Raw genomic sequence first — 16106 nt, 5'->3', positions numbered from 1 at the left:
CACCGGGCGGGGAGCGGTGGGGGAAAGGAGAACCGCTCTTCCGCCCGGTGCGGCGGTGATCACCGGACTCGGGCACCGATGTGGAGCACGCTACTTTTGCGGCCCGCTCCGAACTAGATCCCTGATCGGGTGATGATGTTGGTGGCGCAGTCCGGGCACACTCCTAACGCCACGACAGGAGAAGGGCAGCGGGTGAGCACGAGTCCGACGGCGCTGAAGCGCTGGATCGCCGGGGAGCTGGCACGGCTCCGGGAGCGCAAGGGGGCCTCCAGGGCCGAAGCGGCCAAGGCGATCCGCGGCAGCATCCAGAACATCGGCCACTTCGAAGTCGGCCGCCGCATGCCGAAACCCCTGGAACTCGAAACCCTGCTCCGGTTCTACGGGGTGCCGGACCGGATCGACTTCTTCCTCTCGCTGCGGGACCGCAGCCGCAAGAGCACCGACTGGTGGGTCCGGTTCGATTCGGAGGAAGCGCTGCCCGACTACCTCAAGCTCTTCCTCGGCATCGAGATCATGGCCGAGAAGATCGAGAGCTGGGACACGCACGTGGTGCCCGGACTGTTCCAGACCCGGGCGTACGCGGACGCGATCATGCAGGGCGGTGCGCCGAAGCTGCGCAAGAAGGATCGGGAACGCCGCGTCGAGCTCCGGATGGCCCGGCAGCAGGAAGTGCTCGGTAACGGGAGAACGCCCGTGGTGCACGCCGTCCTCAGCGAGGCGTGCCTCCACCACCTCAACGGCGGTCGCGCGGTGCACACCGAGCAGCTGGCCGCCCTGTTGGAGTGGCACGACGAGCCGAACGTGGAGATCCGGGTGCTGCCCTTCGCGGCCGGTCTGCTCACCGGCGTGGACGGTGCGTTCATGCTGCTGAGCTATCCGCCGGAGTTCGACCACGAGCTCGGAACCGCGTACGTGGAGAACCGCATCGAGGTGCTCTACTACGAAGAACCCGGTGCTGTGGCGCCGTTCCGAACGGCCTTCGACCAGTTGAAGGTCAAAGCGCTGAAGCCGTCCGATTCCCGAGAACTGATCGCACGAGTGCTGGAGGAACACGCATGACCGACCGCATCGCCGACTGGCGGAAGTCCACCCGCAGCCACGCTGCGAACGGGTGCGTCGAAGTCGGTTCGGGCGCGGATCGGGTCGGTGTCCGGGATTCCAAGCTCGGCGCGGGAAGCCCGGTCCTGCTGTTCACGACCGCCGAGTGGGCCTCGTTCACCGCCCGCACCCGCCGCGGCGCCTTCGACCGCTGACGTTCCGCCGCCGGAGCTCGCGGGCGGTCAGGTGGCGAAGCCGCCGTCCGCGTTGAGGGTGGCTCCGGTGACGAACGCGGCGTCCGGGCTCGCCAGGTGGGCGACGATGCTCGCGATCTCCTCCGGGGTGCCGTACCGGCCCAGCGGGGTGGCGGACCGCAGGCCCTCCGCGCGCGGTCCGGCGGCCGGGTTCATCGCGGTGTCGACGGCGCCGGGCTGCACGTCGTTCACGGTGATCCCGCGCGGGGCCAGGTCGCGGGCCGCGCCGCGGGTGAGCCCGGCCAGGGCGGTCTTGCTCGTGACGTAGGCGAGCTTGCCCGGGAACGGCAGGTGGTCGGCCAGCGAGGTCCCGACGTTGATGATCCGCCCGCCCGCGGGCAGGTGCTTCGACGCCTCCTGGATGGCGACGAACGGCCCGCGCACGTTCACCGCGAGCGCGCGGTCGAAGTCGGCCAGCGACAGCTCGTCCAGGTGCCCGGTCCGGACCGTTCCGGCGTTGTTGACCAGGACGTCCAGCCCGCCGAACTCCGCGACGGTGGCGGTGACGGCGGCCCGGACCTGTTCGGGGTCACCGGCGTCGGAGCGCAGCACCAGCGCGCGCCCGCCGGAGACCGTGATCTCGGCGGCCACCTGCTCCGCGGCCGCCGCCGAGTCGGAGTGGGTGAGCGCGACGGCCGCGCCGTCGGCGGCGAGGCGGCGGGCGATGGCGGCACCGATGCCGCGGGAGGCACCTGTCACCAGTGCGGATCGTCCGGCGAGCGGTTGCGGCATGCGGAGCTCCTTCCCGAGCCGTGCCTCGATTGCAGCAGGCGCGGGCCGCACGCGGTACCGCCGCGCGAGCTCCCCGATCGGCGCGCGGAGGTTCCGCGCCGACCGATAGGTCCACTGTGGATGGAAGGTCAGCGCGGGGCGAGCGACAGGACCGGGAACACGCGCTCCGTCTTCGCCTGGTATCCGGCGAAGTAGGGGAACAGGGCCGTCAGCTGCGCGAACTTGACGTCCCGCAGCACGCCGGTGATCTCCCGGGCGCGGACGTCCAGCACGTCGGGGCCCACCTCGATGCGGGCGTCCGGGTTCGCGCGCAGGTTGAAGTACCAGTCGGGGTGCACGTCGGCCCCCGCTTTCGAGGCGAACACCAGGTACCGGCCGTCCTCCTCCAGGTAGGCCAACGGGGTGACGTGCGCGCGGCCGGTGCGGGCGCCGGTGCTGGTCAGCAGCAGCAGTGCGGCCCCGGCGAAGGCTCCGCCCACCACGCCCGCGTTGGCGCGGAACTCCGCGATCACGGGTGCGTTGTACCGGGCCGCGACGGTCGCGGTGATCTCGTTCCCCTCCACTGGGCGGGTTCCTCTCCGTGCGCGGTGGGTGTCCGCGTCCGCCGCCGCGGACATCATGATCACGATAGGGAACTCGGGCGCCCGGAGGAAACTCGGGAACCCCCGGCCGGCGCGCGGTCGAGGGGGCGGGGTGCGGGTGGCGTTGCGGCCTTCCCGCTATGCGGACGCCCGGCGGTCCCGCCCCGTCGTGGAGCGGGACCGCCGGTCGGCCGGGATCAGGGCAGGGTGAACGTCGGGTCGGCCGGCGGCAGGGGTGCGGTGAACATCGCGAGGTAGGTGTCCAGGTACGGCGCCCGCGCGCCGGGCTGCGCCACGTCGTCGGCCGGATCGTCCAGCGCGAGGTCGAGCCGGGCGCCGCGCACCTGCACGGTCTCCCGCGAGGGCGCGTCGATCCAGTCGCGGAACGGGGTCTGGACGCCGCCGGGTTCGACCGTGCCGATCTCCACGGCCAGCGAGTGCCCGGCGGGCAGCGTCCAGTCGGTCGACTTGAGGTCGAACTCGGTGGTGCCGGAGCGCAGCACCGCGACCTGCTCGTCGAACATGACCGCCGTGCCGTCCGGCGCGACGTCGTGCAGCTGCACCATCACGTTCCCGCGGCCCTCGGCCTCCAGCGAGATGCGCGGCGTCCCGGTGATCCGGGTGTCCCGCGCGACCGGCTCGGAGCGTTCGACGATGCCGCCGGTGGGCCCGTCGTCGCCGCCGTCGTCCACGTAGGACCCGCCGGAGAGCTCGACCCGCGCGGAGCGGTCGGGCATCGGCCAGCTGTCCTGCCCGCGCCAGGCCCCGCTGCCGTCCTGCACGGCGAACGCCGGGTACCGGACCGGCGGGGCGATGCCCTTGAGGTGCTCGTCGTAGAAGGACATGGCCTCCTCGAACCAGCCTTCCCGGCCCATCGCCAGCCGCCCGTCCGCGGTCCGCTCGTCGCCGCGGACGTGGTCCCACGGCCCGATCCACCCGCGCTCCGGACCCTCGTGGTCGTCCAGGAACTCCTGCATCGCCTCCGGTTCGGTGTTCCACTCCAGCAGGCCCTGGGTGAGGAACAGCGGGGTGTCGGTGCCCTTCGCGAGCTCCGGCAGGTCCCGTGCCCGCCAGTGCTCGGAATCCGGGTTGCCGTTCAGGTAGCCGGCCTGGTTGTCGATGAGGCACTCCGGGTGCGCCTGCTCGTACTCGGAGTTCGCCCGGTAGTGCGGGTCGTCGTCGGGCAGCTGCGGCAGCGCCGCCAGCCCGTTGTAGGTGCCGGCCACGTTGACCGCCGTCGTCCGCGGCACCCCGTTGGAGTGGGTGTTGCGGTACGGGTCCCAGATCGGTTCCTGCGCGATGACGGCCTTCAGCGCGTCCGGGTCGAGGCCGACGCCGATCAAACCGGTGATCGCGTCGTAGGACTTGCCGTACATGCCGACGGATCCGGTGGACCACGGCATGTTCGCCGCCCAGTCGATGGCCGCCCGGACGTCCGCCTGCTCGCCGGGGCCCGCGTAGTCGAGGCAGCCGGTCGAGCCGCCGAACCCGCGTGTGTCGACCCGCACGAACGCGTAGCCGCGCTCGAACAGGTCGGTGCCCTCGATGAACTCGTCGAAGCGGTTCGAGGGTCCGGTGTGCTCGAAACCCTCGTCGGTGAGCTGGCCGGAGTGCCCGAAGTACGGCCCGGCGGAGAGGATCACCGGCACCTGCTCGCCCGGCGCGAGCCCTTCCGGCAGCAGCACGTCGGCGTGCAGCTCGGTGCCGGAGTCGTCCGCGGACGGGAAGTAGTGCTGCGTCCAGGCCGCGCCTTCGGGGACGCGGTCGTTCTGCTCGTGGGTCACGGGTTCGTCGGCGGTGGCGACCTCGGCGGTGCCCGCGGCGGAAGCGGCGGCGCCGGTCAGGGCGAGTGCTGCGGCGAGCGCGGAGGCGGCGCCGGCGGCCGCGCGGTACCTCGTCACGGGTTCCTCCAGAGTGGGTGCGGTGCGGTGATCTCTGCTGCGATCAGCAGACACCCGGCCGCAGCGGCATGCTCAACACCGCACTCCCGTGAACCAGGACACACCCGGGCGCCCGCCGGGGAACAGCCGTCCGGCCCCGATCGCGCCGCGGCGGTGGACGTCCCTCCGCCCCCCGATCGCGCGGAGGGCGCCCACCTCCGCGGCTCAGCCCTCGACGGGGCTCAGCGCCACGACCGGGATGACCCGGCCGGTCCCGCGCTGGTGCTCGGCCATGACCGGGAACGCCGCGACCGCCTCGGCGAACCGCTCCGCCCGCTCGGCGCCGGTGAGCTCCGCGGCCCGGACCCGCAGCCGCTCGGTGCCGACCTCGATCTCGGCATCCGGGTTCGCCTTCAGGTTGTGGTACCAGGCGGGGTGGGTGTCCGCCCCGGCCTTGGAGGCGAACACGAGGTAGCCGCCCGCGTGCTCCAGGTACACCATCGGATTGGTGCGGGTCGCGCCGCTGCGCGCACCCGTGCTGTGCAGCAGCAGGATCGGCATGCCTGCGAAATCGCCGCCGACCTTCCCGCCGTTCGCGCGGAACTCCTCGATGACGGGGGAGTTGAACCGCTCGGCCCACTCGGCCGTGACCGCGTTTCCGTCCATCGTGGACACTCCTCTCGGATCAGGCCGCCAGCGCGGGGTAATCGGTGTAGCCCTGTTCGCCGCCGCCGTAGAAGGTCGCCACGTCCGGGGTGTTGAACGGTCCGCCCGCGGCCAGCCGCGCGGGCAGGTCCGGGTTCGCGAGGAACAGCGAGCCGAAGGTCAGCGCGTCCGCCGTCCCGTCCGCCACCAGCGCCAGGTCTTCCGGGCCGGTCGGGCGGCCCGGGGTGTGCGGGTTGAGCAGGAACGCGCCGTCGTACCGGTCCCGCAGCCGCAGTGTCAGCTCCCGGTCCTCGCTCTCCAGCACGTGCAGGTAGGCGAGGCCGATCGGGTTGATCGCGTCCACCAGCGCCGAGTAGGTCTCGTCCACCGAGTGCTCGGCGGTGTCGTTCGTGCCGGTCCCCGGGGACAGCCGCAGCCCGACGCGGCGGCCGCCGATCTCCGCCGCCGCGGCCCGGGCGACCTCGACGACGAGCCGGATCCGGCCCTCGACCGAGCCGCCCCAGCCGTCGGTGCGCAGGTTCGTGGCCTCGGCCAGGAACTGGTGCAGCAGGTAGCCGTTGGCGCCGTGCAGCTCCACGCCGTCGAACCCGGCCTCGACCGCGTTGCGGGCGGCGGTGGCGAACTCGGCGACGACCTCGGCGATGCCGTCCTCGGTGAGCTCCTCCGGCGTCACCATGTCCTGCATGCCGGTGGCGGTGAAGATCTGCCCGGCGGCGCGGACCGCGGACGGTGCGACCGGGAGCCTGCCCGGGGGCAGCACGTCGGGGTGGCTGATGCGGCCGGCGTGCATCAGCTGGGCGAAGATCGCACCGCCCTCGGCGTGCACCGCGTCGGTGACCTCCCGCCACGCGGCGACCTGCGCCTCGCTGTGCAGGCCGGCGGTGTTCGGGTAGCCCTGGCCGAGTTCGGAGGGATGCACGCCCTCGGTGATGATCAGCCCGGCGGTGGCGCGCTGCCGGTAGTAGGTGGTGGTGGTCTCGTCGGGCAGGGTCCCCGCGGCGCGGCTGCGCGTCATGGGGGCCATCGCGATGCGGTTGCGCAGGCGGGTTCCGGCCAGGTCCAGCGGGTCGAATGCGGTGCTCATGCGGATCACTCCCGGGTTGCGGACGAAGTTACCTGTCCGAACAGGTAAATGCGCCGGAAGCTTCCTGCGTGGGAGAATGTGCAGTGCTCGTCACAATCACCCGTGCACGAGTGCGTCGGCGAGTTAAGGTGAGCAGTTCGATTGACTGACCGATCAGGTGACCGGAAGAAGGGGGAACCGGTGGACTCGCACCGCGCGGAACCCGCAGCAGCGCCGCCGTGCTCCGACGCGGGGCCGCTCAGCTACGCGATCTTCCGGCTCGCCCGGGCGCACCGGATGCTCGCCGGTCAGCTGCTGCGCCGCTGCGGGCTGCACCCCGGGCAGGAACAGCTGCTGATGCACCTGTGGGACACCGGCGCGCAGCGGCAGACCGACCTGATCACCGTGCTCGGTTCCGACTCCGCGACCATGACCCGCACCGTGCAGCGGCTGGAGCGCGCTGGTTTCGTGCGCCGCACCCGCAGCGAGCAGGACCGCCGCGCGGTGCTCGTCGAACCCACCGCCGCCGGGCTCGCGCTGCGCGACCGGGTGGAGCGGATGTGGGAGGAACTGGAACGCGCCACCTGCGGTGAACTCACCGGCGCCGAGCAGCACGCGGCCCTCGACGTCCTGGAACGGCTCGAACGCAACGTCGCCGACGTCGCCTGCCCCCTCGCCGCCGAAGACCAAGCCATCGGCACCTGAGCGGCCGCCCCTGCTGCCCAGTGCTGGGGTGGAGGAACCTCGTTGACCGTCTTCGAACCTGCCTGGCGGGTCTCCGCCGTTTCCTGTCAGCGGCGAAGCCGATGAGCCGCCGACCACCCGATCAACGGGACCACCCGCGGGTTCTCAGCGCCCTCCTCGCGAGGACAGCGTTTTCTCCTGTGGCGGAGCCACCGGTGAAAACGATCCCGCAGCGAGGAGGGCGCTGAGGTTCCGCCACCCCAGTGCTAGGCAGCAGAAGAGCAGGACGGAGCACTAGCGGAGAGAGCTCAGCTGCGGCAGCGGGTCGTCGAGTACAGGTGGCTGTCGGGGAAGGACGACGCCGTCAGCACCGCACCGACCACCACCACCGCGGTCCGGGTGATCCCCGCCGCCCGCACCGCCGCCGCGATGTCGCCGAGCGTCCCCCGCAGCACCACCTCATCGGCGCGGCTCGCCGCGGCCACCACCGCCACCGGGCAGTCCGCGCCGTAGTTCGGCACCAGCTGCTCCACCAGCTCCTCGATCCGGTTCACCGCCAGGTGCAGCACCATCGTCGCCCGGCTGAGCCCCAGCGTCGCCAGGTCCTCGCCCGCGGGCATCGGCGTCGCCTGCGCCGAGGTGCGGGTGAGCACCACGGTCTGCCCGACGCCCGGCACCGTGAGCTCGCGCTGCAACGCCGCCGCCGCGGCGGCGAACGCGGGCACCCCGGGCACCACGTCGTAGGGCACGCCGACCGCGTCGAGGCGGCGCATCTGCTCGGCGACGGCGCTGAACACCGACGGATCGCCGGAGTGCAGCCGCGCCACTTCCAGCCCCGCCTCGTGCGCGGCGACGAGCTCGGCGAGGATCGCGTCCAGGTCCAGGTTCGCGGTGTCCACCAGCCGCGCCCCGTCCGGGCAGTGCTCCAGCAGCTCCACCGGCACCAGGCTGCCCGCGTACAGGCACACCGGGGACGCGGCGAGCACGTCCTGCCCGCGCACCGTGATCAGGTCAGCGGCACCGGGGCCGGCGCCGATGAAGTGCACCGTCATTTCGCCACCGTCCACTGGGTGATGCGCATCGCGGGCCGCCAGCCGGTGAACCCGCCGACGGGGGAGGCATGCTCCGCCGCGATCCGCACCAGCTCTCCGCCGCAGCGGGCGTACCAGTCCGCCACCAGGACCTCCGATTCGATCGTCACCGCGTTCACCACGAGCCTGCCGCCCGGTCGCAGCACGTCCCAGCACCGCTGCAGCACTCCCGGGACCGTCGCGCCGCCGCCGACGAACACCGCGTCGGGCGCCTCCAGGTCGTCCAGCGCGCCGGGCGCGGCACCGACGACCACGTCCAGGCCGGGCACGCCGAGGGTCATCGCGTTCGTCGTGATGCGGGCCGCCCGGTCCTCGCGGTGCTCGACGGCGATCGCGCGGTTCGCCGGGTCGCAGCGCATCCACTCGATCGCGATGCTACCGGCGCCCGCACCCACGTCCCACAGCAGTTCACCGGGCGTCGGGGCGAGCCGGGAGACGGTGAGGGCGCGCACGTCCCGCTTGGTCAGCTGCCCGTCGTGCTGGAACGCCTCGTCCGGCAGCCCGGGCGTGCGGGGCCTGCGTTCGGCGTCGTCGTCGGGGGAGCAGTGCACGGCGATCACGTTCAGCGCCGCCACCTCCGGGTGCGGCCAGCGGGCCGCCGTCGCCGCCACCCGGGACTCGCCCGGCCCGCCGAGGTCGCCCAGCACCGCCATCGAGCTGCCGCCGAAACCCCGCGCCACCAGCAGCGCCGCCACCCGCGCCGGGGTCTGCGCGTCCGAGCTGAGCACCACCAGGCGGCGGCCCGGCTGGATCTCCGGGTGCAGCAGCTCGGCGTGCCTGCCCACCAGGCTCACCACGGACACGTCCTGCTGCGCCCAGCCCATCCGGGCGCACGCCAGCGCCACCGACGACACCTGCGGCAGCACCCGCAGCCGCTCCGCGCCCAGCACCCGCGCCAGGGTGGCGCCGACGCCGTGGAACATCGGATCGCCGCTGGCCAGCACGCAGATCGCGCGGCCCGCGTGCTCCTCGAACAGGCCGGGCAGCGCGGGCAGCATCGGCGACGGCCAGGCCACCGGCTCCGCGGTGCCCGGCGGCAGCAGGTCCAGCTGGCGGCGGCTGCCGAACACCACGTCGGCGGCGGAGATCCGCTGCCGCGCCACCTCGGTCAGGCCGTCCCAGCCGTCCGCTCCGATGCCCACCACGTCGACCGGTTCCCGCTGCTCGCTCACCTCACCACCTCACCACGCGCGGCCGCGGCGAGCGCGATCAGGTGCGCGCGCTTGACCTTGACGCGCGGGTCAGGGGTTAGCGTCCGCCCGCTCCAGCCACGACCGGGAGGAACCCGATGTCCCGCACGTCCCGCGAGGTCCGCCTCGCCCACCCGCCCGCAGGCCTGCCCACCGCACAGGACTTCACCGTCGTCGAGACCGCCGTCCCCGAGCCGGGGCCGGGGGAGCTGCTGGTGCGCAACCTCGGCTTCCAGGTCTTCGGCGCGGCCGTCACCACCGCCCTCGGCCAGGACGTGGCGAATTTCCCCGGTCTGCACCCGGGCGGCGTGCCGTTCGGCCCCGCCGTCGGCGAGGTCGTCGCGGGCGGCGGGTTCGCCCCCGGTGACCTGGTGTCGCACGGCGCGGGCTGGCGCGAGTTCGCGGTGCTGCCCGCCGACCGGTGCGCGCCGCTCGGCGACGCGCTGCCCGACCCGCTGCTGCACCTCTCGCACGGCTGGACCGGCTACGCCGCGCTCACCCGGATCGCGCCGGTGCGGCCCGGGGACGCGGTGTTCGTCAGCAACGCGGCCGGGGCGATCGGCTCGCTGGCCGGTCGGATCGCGCGGCTGCTCGGCGCGGGCCGGGTGGTGGGCAGCGTCGGCTCCCCGGAGAAGGCGCGGCGGCTCGTCGACGAGCTCGGCTACGACGCCGCCGTGCTGCGCGGGGAACCGCTGGGCGAGCAGCTCGCAGCGGCCGCACCGGACGGGCTGGACGTGGTCGTCGACCTCGTCGGCGGCGAGCAGCTGCGGGCCGCGGTCGAGGCCGCCCGCCCGCACGCCCGGATCGCCCTCACCGGCGCGCTCACCGCGCAGTACGCCACCGCGGGACCCCGGATGCGAGCACCGGTGGACCTGGACCTCGCGCAGCTGATCCTCAAGAGCGTCCGCGTCACCGGGTTCCGCGCCGACGACCACCCGGACGCGCTGCCGGAGTGGAACGAGCGGTTCGCGAGCTGGCTGCGCAACGGCGAGATCGACTTCCCGCACACCAGGATCAGCGGAATCGACCGGGCGCCGCGGGCGTTGGAGGACCTGCTGGCCGGGCGCCACGTCGGTGCCGTGCTGGTGGAACCCTAGGAAGACCGGCGCGGGGACGAGCAGGAGGAGCGCGGATGCGGATCGGCGACGCGGCGGCAGCGGCGGGCACCACCCCGCGCACCCTCCGGTTCTACGAGCAGCGCGGCCTGCTCGACCCGCCCGAGCGCACCGCCACCGGGCAGCGCACCTACCGGGAGCGGGACGTGGCGCGGGTGCGGATCGTCCGGCAGCTGCTGGCGCTCGGGCTCACCGTCGAGGACGTGGCCTCGATGGCGCGCTACCTGCACCTGATCGAGGGGGATGCGCTGCCGGAGCGCGGAATTCCGCTCGACCTCCCCGGGCAGGAGCAGCTGCTGCGGGACGCCACCCGGGTCGCGGGCGACCGGCTGGCCGCGCTGGACGCGGAGATCGCCCGCCTCAGCCGCTTCCGCGACCTCCTCGCCGCCTGCCACGCGCACGTCGAGCGCGCCCCGGCCACGCGCTCCGGCTGAGCCGGGGCACCGCGTCAGAGGTTGCTGAGGGCCCTGGTGACGGTGATCTCGATGACGACGCGGTTCGGGTTGGGCCGAGGCGGGCGGCCGTAGCGGGCTTCGGCGCGGGCTTCGGCGTCGGCGCGGAACTCCGGGTCGTCCCGGACCACCGCGACGCCCTCCACCGTCGCCCAGCGGCGACCGTCCACCTGGCACAGCGCCACCCGGGCCCCGGCGGCACCGGCGGCCCGGACGCGCCGCGCCTTGTGCGAACCGGCCGAGCACAGCACCCGGGCGGTGCCCGCCGAGACGTCCAGCGTGGAGTTCACCGGCACCACGTGCGGAGTGCCGTCCGGGCGCACCGTCGTCAACGTGGCCACGTGCGGTTCCGCCCAGAACGACAGGAAGCCCGCGCTCGCGGCGGCGAGGTCGACGGCGCGCGAGGACGCCACGCTCAGCCCGCCCAGGACTGGCGGGAGCGCTGCGGGCGCTGCCCGCCGCGGGAGTTCGGGCCGCCGCGCCTGCTCCGGTCGCCGCCGCGCTGGTCGTCGAAGGACGGGCGGCCGCGCTGGTCGCCGCGGGCCGGCCGGTCTTCGCGGGCCGGACGTCCCTGGCCCTCGCGGCCGCGGCCCTGGCCTTCGCCGCGCGGCGGACGCGGTCCGCCCTGCCTGCGGCCGCCGCCCTTCGGGCCGCCGCCGCGCGAGGGCGTCTCCTTGCGCGGTTCGACGACGGCGACACCGCTGGGCTCGCGGGCCCCGGTCAGCCGCTCCAGTTCCGCGTCCTGCGGCGAGATCTTCGTGGTCGTCGCGTTCACCCCGGCCTTCGAGGCCATCTGCTGGAAGGCGCGCTTCTGGTCGTCGGTCACGATCGTGACGACGGTGCCGGTGGCGCCGGCGCGGGCGGTGCGGCCCGCGCGGTGCAGGTAGTCCTTCGGGTCCGCCGGCGGCTCCACGTGCACGACCAGGCTCACGTCGTCGACGTGGATGCCGCGGGCCGCGACGTTGGTGGCGACCAGGGTTTCGGTGGTGCCCGCGCGGAACTCGTCGAGGATGCGGGTCCGGGCGTTCTGCGCCTTGCCGCCGTGCAGCGCGCCCGCGCGCACCCCCGACGCGCGCAGCTTCTTCGTGAGCCGGTCGGCGTGGTGCTTGGTGCGCACGAACATGATGGTGCGGCCGTCGCGAGCGGCGATGCGGGAGAGCACGGAGAGCTTGTCGTCCGCGGACACCAGGAACTGGTGGTGGTCCATGCTGTCCACGCTGGCCGCGGGCGGTGCCAGCGAGTGCACCACCGGGTCGTTCATGTACTCGCGCACCAGCTTGTCCACGTCCCCGTCGAGGGTCGCGGAGAACAGCAGCCGCTGGCCGTCGGCCGGGACCAGGTCGAGGATCTCGCGGACCTGCGGCAGGAAGCCCATGTCGGCCATCTGGTCGGCCTCGTCCAGGGCGGTGCGCTCCACCTCGGACAGCACGCAGGTGCCCTGCCGCACGTGGTCGGACAGCCGGCCGGGCGTGGCGACGAGCACGTCGACGCCGCGGCGCAGCGTGTCGGCCTGGCGGTTGAACGGCATCCCGCCGACGACCTCGCGCACGTACAGGCCCAGCGACTTCGCCAGCGGCTTCAGCGCGGTGGTGACCTGCGTCGCGAGTTCGCGGGTGGGCACCAGCACCAGGCCGCGCGGGTGCAGCGGCCGGGCGCTGCCGCGCTGCATCGCCAGCAGCGGCAGGCCGAACGCGAGGGTCTTGCCGGACCCGGTCTGGCCGCGGCCGAGCACGTCGCGGCCGCTGAGCGCGTCCGGGATGGTGGCGGCCTGGATGGGGAACGCCTGCTCCAGCCCGGCCTCGGCGAGCGCGGCCACCAGCTTCTGCGGCAGGCCCAGCGAGTCGAACAGCGCCGGGTCGACCGCGGTCACGCCGACCTGGTCGAACAGGCTCGGAGCGGGTGCCGCGGCGGGCTTGGAGCCGCGACGGCGGGGGCGCCGGGAGCGGGCGGCGGGGGACGAGTCAGGACGCACTGCGAACCTCCGGGAACTGGCACGTCTCGGGGAGGTAGCGCGTCGTGCGCTGATCACAAGGACGAGCCCGGCGCATCGACGGCGCCGCTGGTGGATGTCGGAGCACCGGAGCCGGGGAGGACCGATCGCCAACGGGGGCCGGTCTCACTCGCCGGGATCGTCCCGTGCGAGCGGTTGTCCAGTGCGCCCGCAGTCTACCCGATGTGGTCATCGGATCGGCCCGGCGGGGCCGCGTTCAAGATCAACTACGGTCGCGGGGCGTGCCGCCGCGGCAGCTCTCGGTGAGCGTTCCGGTGCGCGGTCCCCGGTCGGCGGCGGGAGCGGTCAGGCGGGGACGACCACGCACAGCGCCCGCTCGGACTCCTGCTCCACCCGCATCCCGGCGCCGCGGGCCAGCCGCAGCACGCCGTCCACATCGGCCGGTTCGTCCGCGGCGGCGGCCAGCACCCGGGCCAGCCGCCCCTTGTGGGACTTGTTGTGGTGGCTGACGACCTTGCGCGTTCCGTCCGCCGATTCCGACAGCACCCGCACCGACACCGCCCCCGGGACCCGCGCCAGATCGGCGTACGCGCCCGAGCGCAGGTCCACCACGAAGTCGTCCGCGCCCTGCAGCACCGGCTCCAGCACCGGCCGCCACACCGTGCGCAGCCCGCCGAACCCGGGCAGCGCGCTGCCGCCCGACAGCCGGTAGGCGGGGATCCGGTCCGCGCCGCGCACCAGCCCGAACAGCGCCGAGGCCACCGCCAGCCGCGCGTCCGCCCGGGACCGCTCCGGCGCGGGCAGCGAGCGCACGTCCAGCGCGTCGAACAGCACCCCGGTGTAGCGCTCCAGGCCCGGCGCCGTCGGCGAGTCGAACAGCGCAGCGTTGCGCTCCACCTCGGCGGTCTGCCGCGCGGAGATGCCCAGCGCGGACAGGCTCGCGGGCACGTCCGCCGCCAGCGAGCGCAGCGCCTCCGCCAGCTTCCGCCGCGTCGGCGTCAGCTCCGGGTGCGCGAGCGCGTCCAGCTCCAGCGGCGGCCCGTCGCCGCCGGCGGCCTTGGTCTCGGAAGGGGGCAGCAGCACCAGCACGGTCGGCCAGCGTAGTGGGCGGCCACCCGGTGCCGACCGGCGCACCGCACCGGCAATCCGCTGGCATCAGCCCCGGTAGCTGCCGATACCCTCGACGGATCGCCGCACCCCACCGACCAGCACGAGGAGCGCCCGCCGTGATCACGAGGATGTCGACGTTGTTCTTGCGAACCCTTCGCGAGGATCCGGCCGACGCCGAGGTGCCGAGCCACAAGCTGCTCGTGCGCGCCGGGTACGTGCGCCGCGCCGCCCCGGGCGTCTACTCGTGGCTGCCGCTGGGCCTGCGCGTGCTGCGCAGCGTCGAAGAGGTCGTGCGCCAGGAGATGGACGCCATCGGCGCCCAGGAGATCCACTTCCCCGCGCTGCTGCCGCGGGAGCCCTACGAGCAGTCGAAGCGGTGGACCGAGTACGGCCCGCTGCTGTTCCGCCTCAAGGACCGCAAGGGCGCCGACTACCTGCTGGGGCCGACGCACGAGGAGCTGTTCACCCTCACCGTCAAGGGCGAGTACAACTCGTACAAGGACTACCCGGTCATGCTGTACCAAGTGCAGACCAAGTACCGGGACGAGGAGCGGCCCCGGGCGGGCATCCTGCGCGGCCGCGAGTTCGTCATGAAGGACTCGTACTCCTTCGACCTCGACGACGAGGGGCTGGAGAACTCGTACCGGCTGCACCGGGACGCCTACATCCGGATCTTCGACCGGCTGGGCCTGCGCTACGTGATCGTCGCCGCGACCTCCGGCGCGATGGGCGGCTCCGCCTCCGAGGAGTTCCTCGCCGAGAGCCCCACCGGTGAGGACACCTTCGTGCGCAGCACCGAATCCGGCTACGCGGCCAACGTCGAAGCCGTCGTCACCCCGGTGCCCGAAGCCGAGTCCATCGAGGACAAGCCGGCCGCGCAGGTGCACCACACGCCCGGCACGCCGACCATCGAGACCCTGGTCGACCACCTCAACGGCGCCGGGCTGGGCCGCGAGTTCACCGCCGCCGACACCCTGAAGAACGTGCTGGTCAAGACCCGCGAACCGGGTGCGCAGGAGTGGAAGCTGCTGGCCATCGCGGTTCCCGGCGACCGCGAGGTCGACTTCAAGCGCCTCGAAGCCGCCGTGGAACCCGCCGAGGTCGCGCTGCTCGACGAGGCCGACTTCGCCGCGAACCCGTTCCTGGTGAAGGGCTACATCGGCCCGAAGGCGTTGCAGGACAACGGGATCCGCTTCCTCGCCGACCCGCGCATCGTGCCAGGCACGGCGTGGGTCACCGGCGCCGACCAGGCCGACCACCACGTGGTGGACCTGGTGTGCGGCCGCGACTTCACCCCCGACGGCACCATCGAGGCCGCCGAGGTCCGGGAAGGCGACCTCGCGCCCGACGGCGGCGGCACCCTCGTCGCGGCCCGCGGCATCGAGATCGGGCACATCTTCCAGCTGGGCCGCAAGTACGCCGACGCGTTCGGGCTGGACGCGCTCGGCCAGGACGGCAAGCCGAAGCGGATCACGATGGGCTCCTACGGCATCGGCGTGTCCCGCCTGGTCGCCGCCATCGCCGAGCAGAGCCACGACGAGCTCGGCCTGGTGTGGCCGCGCGTGATCGCCCCCGCCGACGTGCACGTGGTCATCGCGGGCAAGGACGAGACGGTCCGCGAGGGCGGCGAGCGGCTCGCCGCGGAACTCGACGGGGCCGGGGTGCGGGTGCTGCTGGACGACCGGACCTCCTCGCCCGGCGTCAAGTTCGCCGACGCCGAACTCGTCGGCGTGCCCACGATCCTCGTCGTCGGCAAGGGTCTCGCGAAGGGCGTCGTCGAGGTCAAGGACCGCGCCACCGGCGAGCGCGAGGAGATCGACGTGGACAAGGCCGTCGAGCACCTGGTGAACGTCGTCCGCGGCTGACCGCCACCGACGACCGGGCTGCGCCGTCCCCGCCGCGGGGACGCCCCAGCGCTCACCGGCCGCGCCGCCGGTCCGACGTGGACGATCGGGACCGGAGGAAGCGGAGGAGCGCCAGCGCGCACACCACCAGCATCCCCGCGGCGACGGACGCGAGGTGCCCGGCGGGCACCGCCGTGAGCGAGTAGCCGAGCACCGCACCCACCATCGCCACGTCCGGCCACCACAGCGCGAACGGCAGCGCGACGGCGACGCGGTCCCGCACGGCCACCAGCACCGCCATCGGCACCGCGACCGCCCACCACGCCCACAGGGCCGCCGATCCGTGCCCGGACCAGACCAGCGCGACCTGCACCAGCAGCAGCGCGGGCGGCACCAGCACGGGGATCAGCGGGGGCCGCGGTCGCGCGGCCGGCGCTGGATCCGCGGGGAAGCGG

17 protein-coding genes are annotated in these 16106 nt (G+C 73.8%); 6 read left to right on the top strand and 11 right to left on the bottom strand.

Annotated features, from left to right (window positions below):
- Positions 1–192: 192 nt before the first annotated feature.
- Positions 193–1059, top strand: coding sequence for a helix-turn-helix transcriptional regulator (locus LCD33_RS26220; protein WP_224962047.1), 867 nt, complete (start codon positions 193–195; stop codon positions 1057–1059).
- Positions 1056–1253, top strand: coding sequence for a DUF397 domain-containing protein (locus tag LCD33_RS26215; RefSeq protein ID WP_224962049.1), 198 nt, complete (start codon positions 1056–1058; stop codon positions 1251–1253). The genes LCD33_RS26220 and LCD33_RS26215 overlap by 4 nt, the downstream gene beginning before the upstream one ends.
- Positions 1254–1280: 27 nt before the next feature.
- Here LCD33_RS26215 and LCD33_RS26210 read toward each other — a convergent pair whose 3' ends face one another.
- The 5 genes from LCD33_RS26210 to LCD33_RS26190 form a co-directional block, all read right to left on the bottom strand.
- Positions 1281–2024 (bottom strand): 3-oxoacyl-ACP reductase family protein, encoded by a 744-nt coding sequence (locus tag LCD33_RS26210; RefSeq protein ID WP_224962051.1) that lies wholly within the window; start codon positions 2022–2024, stop codon positions 1281–1283.
- A gap of 128 nt (positions 2025–2152) precedes the next feature.
- A complete protein-coding gene (locus LCD33_RS26205) occupies positions 2153–2587 on the bottom strand; it encodes a nitroreductase/quinone reductase family protein (RefSeq protein ID WP_224962053.1) in 435 nt (144 codons plus the stop codon).
- A gap of 215 nt (positions 2588–2802) precedes the next feature.
- The gene (locus LCD33_RS26200; protein ID WP_224968854.1) at positions 2803–4506 is read right to left on the bottom strand and encodes a CocE/NonD family hydrolase; all 1704 of its coding nucleotides are present in this window, start codon (positions 4504–4506) and stop codon (positions 2803–2805) included.
- A gap of 204 nt (positions 4507–4710) precedes the next feature.
- Positions 4711–5151, bottom strand: a complete 441-nt coding sequence (locus LCD33_RS26195) for a nitroreductase family deazaflavin-dependent oxidoreductase (RefSeq protein WP_224962058.1) — start codon at positions 5149–5151, stop codon at positions 4711–4713.
- Positions 5152–5170: 19 nt separating this feature from the next.
- Positions 5171–6235: an alkene reductase gene (locus LCD33_RS26190; RefSeq protein WP_224962059.1), complete on the bottom strand. Its 1065-nt coding sequence runs from the start codon at positions 6233–6235 to the stop codon at positions 5171–5173.
- Positions 6236–6415: 180 nt separating this feature from the next.
- Between LCD33_RS26190 and LCD33_RS26185 the strand changes: the two genes are divergently transcribed.
- Positions 6416–6919, top strand: a complete 504-nt coding sequence (locus LCD33_RS26185) for a MarR family winged helix-turn-helix transcriptional regulator (protein WP_224978385.1) — start codon at positions 6416–6418, stop codon at positions 6917–6919.
- A 287-nt stretch (positions 6920–7206) separates the two neighbouring features.
- Here LCD33_RS26185 and cobM read toward each other — a convergent pair whose 3' ends face one another.
- Positions 7207–7950, bottom strand: coding sequence for a precorrin-4 C(11)-methyltransferase (gene cobM / locus LCD33_RS26180; RefSeq protein WP_224967592.1), 744 nt, complete (start codon positions 7948–7950; stop codon positions 7207–7209).
- Positions 7947–9161, bottom strand: coding sequence for a precorrin-6y C5,15-methyltransferase (decarboxylating) subunit CbiE (gene cbiE / locus LCD33_RS26175; protein ID WP_224962065.1), 1215 nt, complete (start codon positions 9159–9161; stop codon positions 7947–7949). The genes cobM and cbiE overlap by 4 nt, the downstream gene beginning before the upstream one ends.
- 116 nt (positions 9162–9277) lie before the next feature.
- Here cbiE and LCD33_RS26170 point away from each other — a divergent pair, with 116 nt between their 5' ends.
- Together LCD33_RS26170 and LCD33_RS26165 are read left to right on the top strand one after the other, a co-directional pair.
- Positions 9278–10276 carry an NADP-dependent oxidoreductase gene (locus tag LCD33_RS26170; protein ID WP_224967594.1) on the top strand — a complete coding sequence of 333 codons (999 nt, stop codon included), beginning with the start codon at positions 9278–9280 and terminating at the stop codon, positions 10274–10276.
- 35 nt (positions 10277–10311) lie between these two features.
- Positions 10312–10728 (top strand): MerR family transcriptional regulator, encoded by a 417-nt coding sequence (locus LCD33_RS26165; RefSeq protein ID WP_224962069.1) that lies wholly within the window; start codon positions 10312–10314, stop codon positions 10726–10728.
- A gap of 14 nt (positions 10729–10742) precedes the next feature.
- Here the strand turns inward: LCD33_RS26165 and LCD33_RS26160 are convergent, their stop codons facing one another.
- The 3 genes from LCD33_RS26160 to yaaA form a co-directional block, all read right to left on the bottom strand.
- Complete coding sequence (locus LCD33_RS26160; protein ID WP_224962071.1) at positions 10743–11159, bottom strand: pyridoxamine 5'-phosphate oxidase family protein; 417 nt, start codon at positions 11157–11159, stop codon at positions 10743–10745.
- Between the two features lie 2 nt (positions 11160–11161).
- Complete coding sequence (locus tag LCD33_RS26155; protein ID WP_374228547.1) at positions 11162–12718, bottom strand: DEAD/DEAH box helicase; 1557 nt, start codon at positions 12716–12718, stop codon at positions 11162–11164.
- Positions 12719–13042: 324 nt separating this feature from the next.
- Positions 13043–13786 carry a peroxide stress protein YaaA gene (yaaA, locus tag LCD33_RS26150; RefSeq protein ID WP_224962073.1) on the bottom strand — a complete coding sequence of 248 codons (744 nt, stop codon included), beginning with the start codon at positions 13784–13786 and terminating at the stop codon, positions 13043–13045.
- A 137-nt stretch (positions 13787–13923) separates the two neighbouring features.
- On the opposite strand from yaaA, the gene LCD33_RS26145 reads away from it, so the two are divergent.
- The gene (locus LCD33_RS26145) at positions 13924–15672 is read left to right on the top strand and encodes a proline--tRNA ligase (RefSeq protein ID WP_224962075.1); all 1749 of its coding nucleotides are present in this window, start codon (positions 13924–13926) and stop codon (positions 15670–15672) included.
- A gap of 52 nt (positions 15673–15724) precedes the next feature.
- Here the strand turns inward: LCD33_RS26145 and LCD33_RS26140 are convergent.
- Positions 15725–16106, bottom strand: a 382-nt coding sequence (locus LCD33_RS26140; protein ID WP_224978384.1) for a hypothetical protein, incomplete at its 5' end; no start/stop codon positions are given.

Origin of the sequence: Saccharopolyspora sp. 7B, from assembly GCF_020177435.1 — a bacterium.
In the GTDB taxonomy this organism is placed as follows: domain Bacteria; phylum Actinomycetota; class Actinomycetes; order Mycobacteriales; family Pseudonocardiaceae; genus Saccharopolyspora_C; species Saccharopolyspora_C gregorii.
Note: the sequence above shows the minus strand (reverse complement) of the source record. Positions and strands in the feature narration are given on the sequence as shown.

Bases quoted from the DNA above. Each gene is read 5' to 3' on its own strand.
- LCD33_RS26190 (WP_224962059.1), bottom strand. From the start codon at position 6,235: ATGAGCACCGCATTCGACCCGCTGGACCTGGCCGGAACCCGCCTGCGC.
- LCD33_RS26170 (WP_224967594.1), top strand. From the start codon at position 9,278: ATGTCCCGCACGTCCCGCGAGGTCCGCCTCGCCCACCCGCCCGCAGGC.
- LCD33_RS26210 (WP_224962051.1), bottom strand. From the start codon at position 2,024: ATGCCGCAACCGCTCGCCGGACGATCCGCACTGGTGACAGGTGCCTCC.
- LCD33_RS26165 (WP_224962069.1), top strand. From the start codon at position 10,312: ATGCGGATCGGCGACGCGGCGGCAGCGGCGGGCACCACCCCGCGCACC.
- LCD33_RS26215 (WP_224962049.1), top strand. From the start codon at position 1,056: ATGACCGACCGCATCGCCGACTGGCGGAAGTCCACCCGCAGCCACGCT.
- cobM (WP_224967592.1), bottom strand. From the start codon at position 7,950: ATGACGGTGCACTTCATCGGCGCCGGCCCCGGTGCCGCTGACCTGATC.
- LCD33_RS26195 (WP_224962058.1), bottom strand. From the start codon at position 5,151: ATGGACGGAAACGCGGTCACGGCCGAGTGGGCCGAGCGGTTCAACTCC.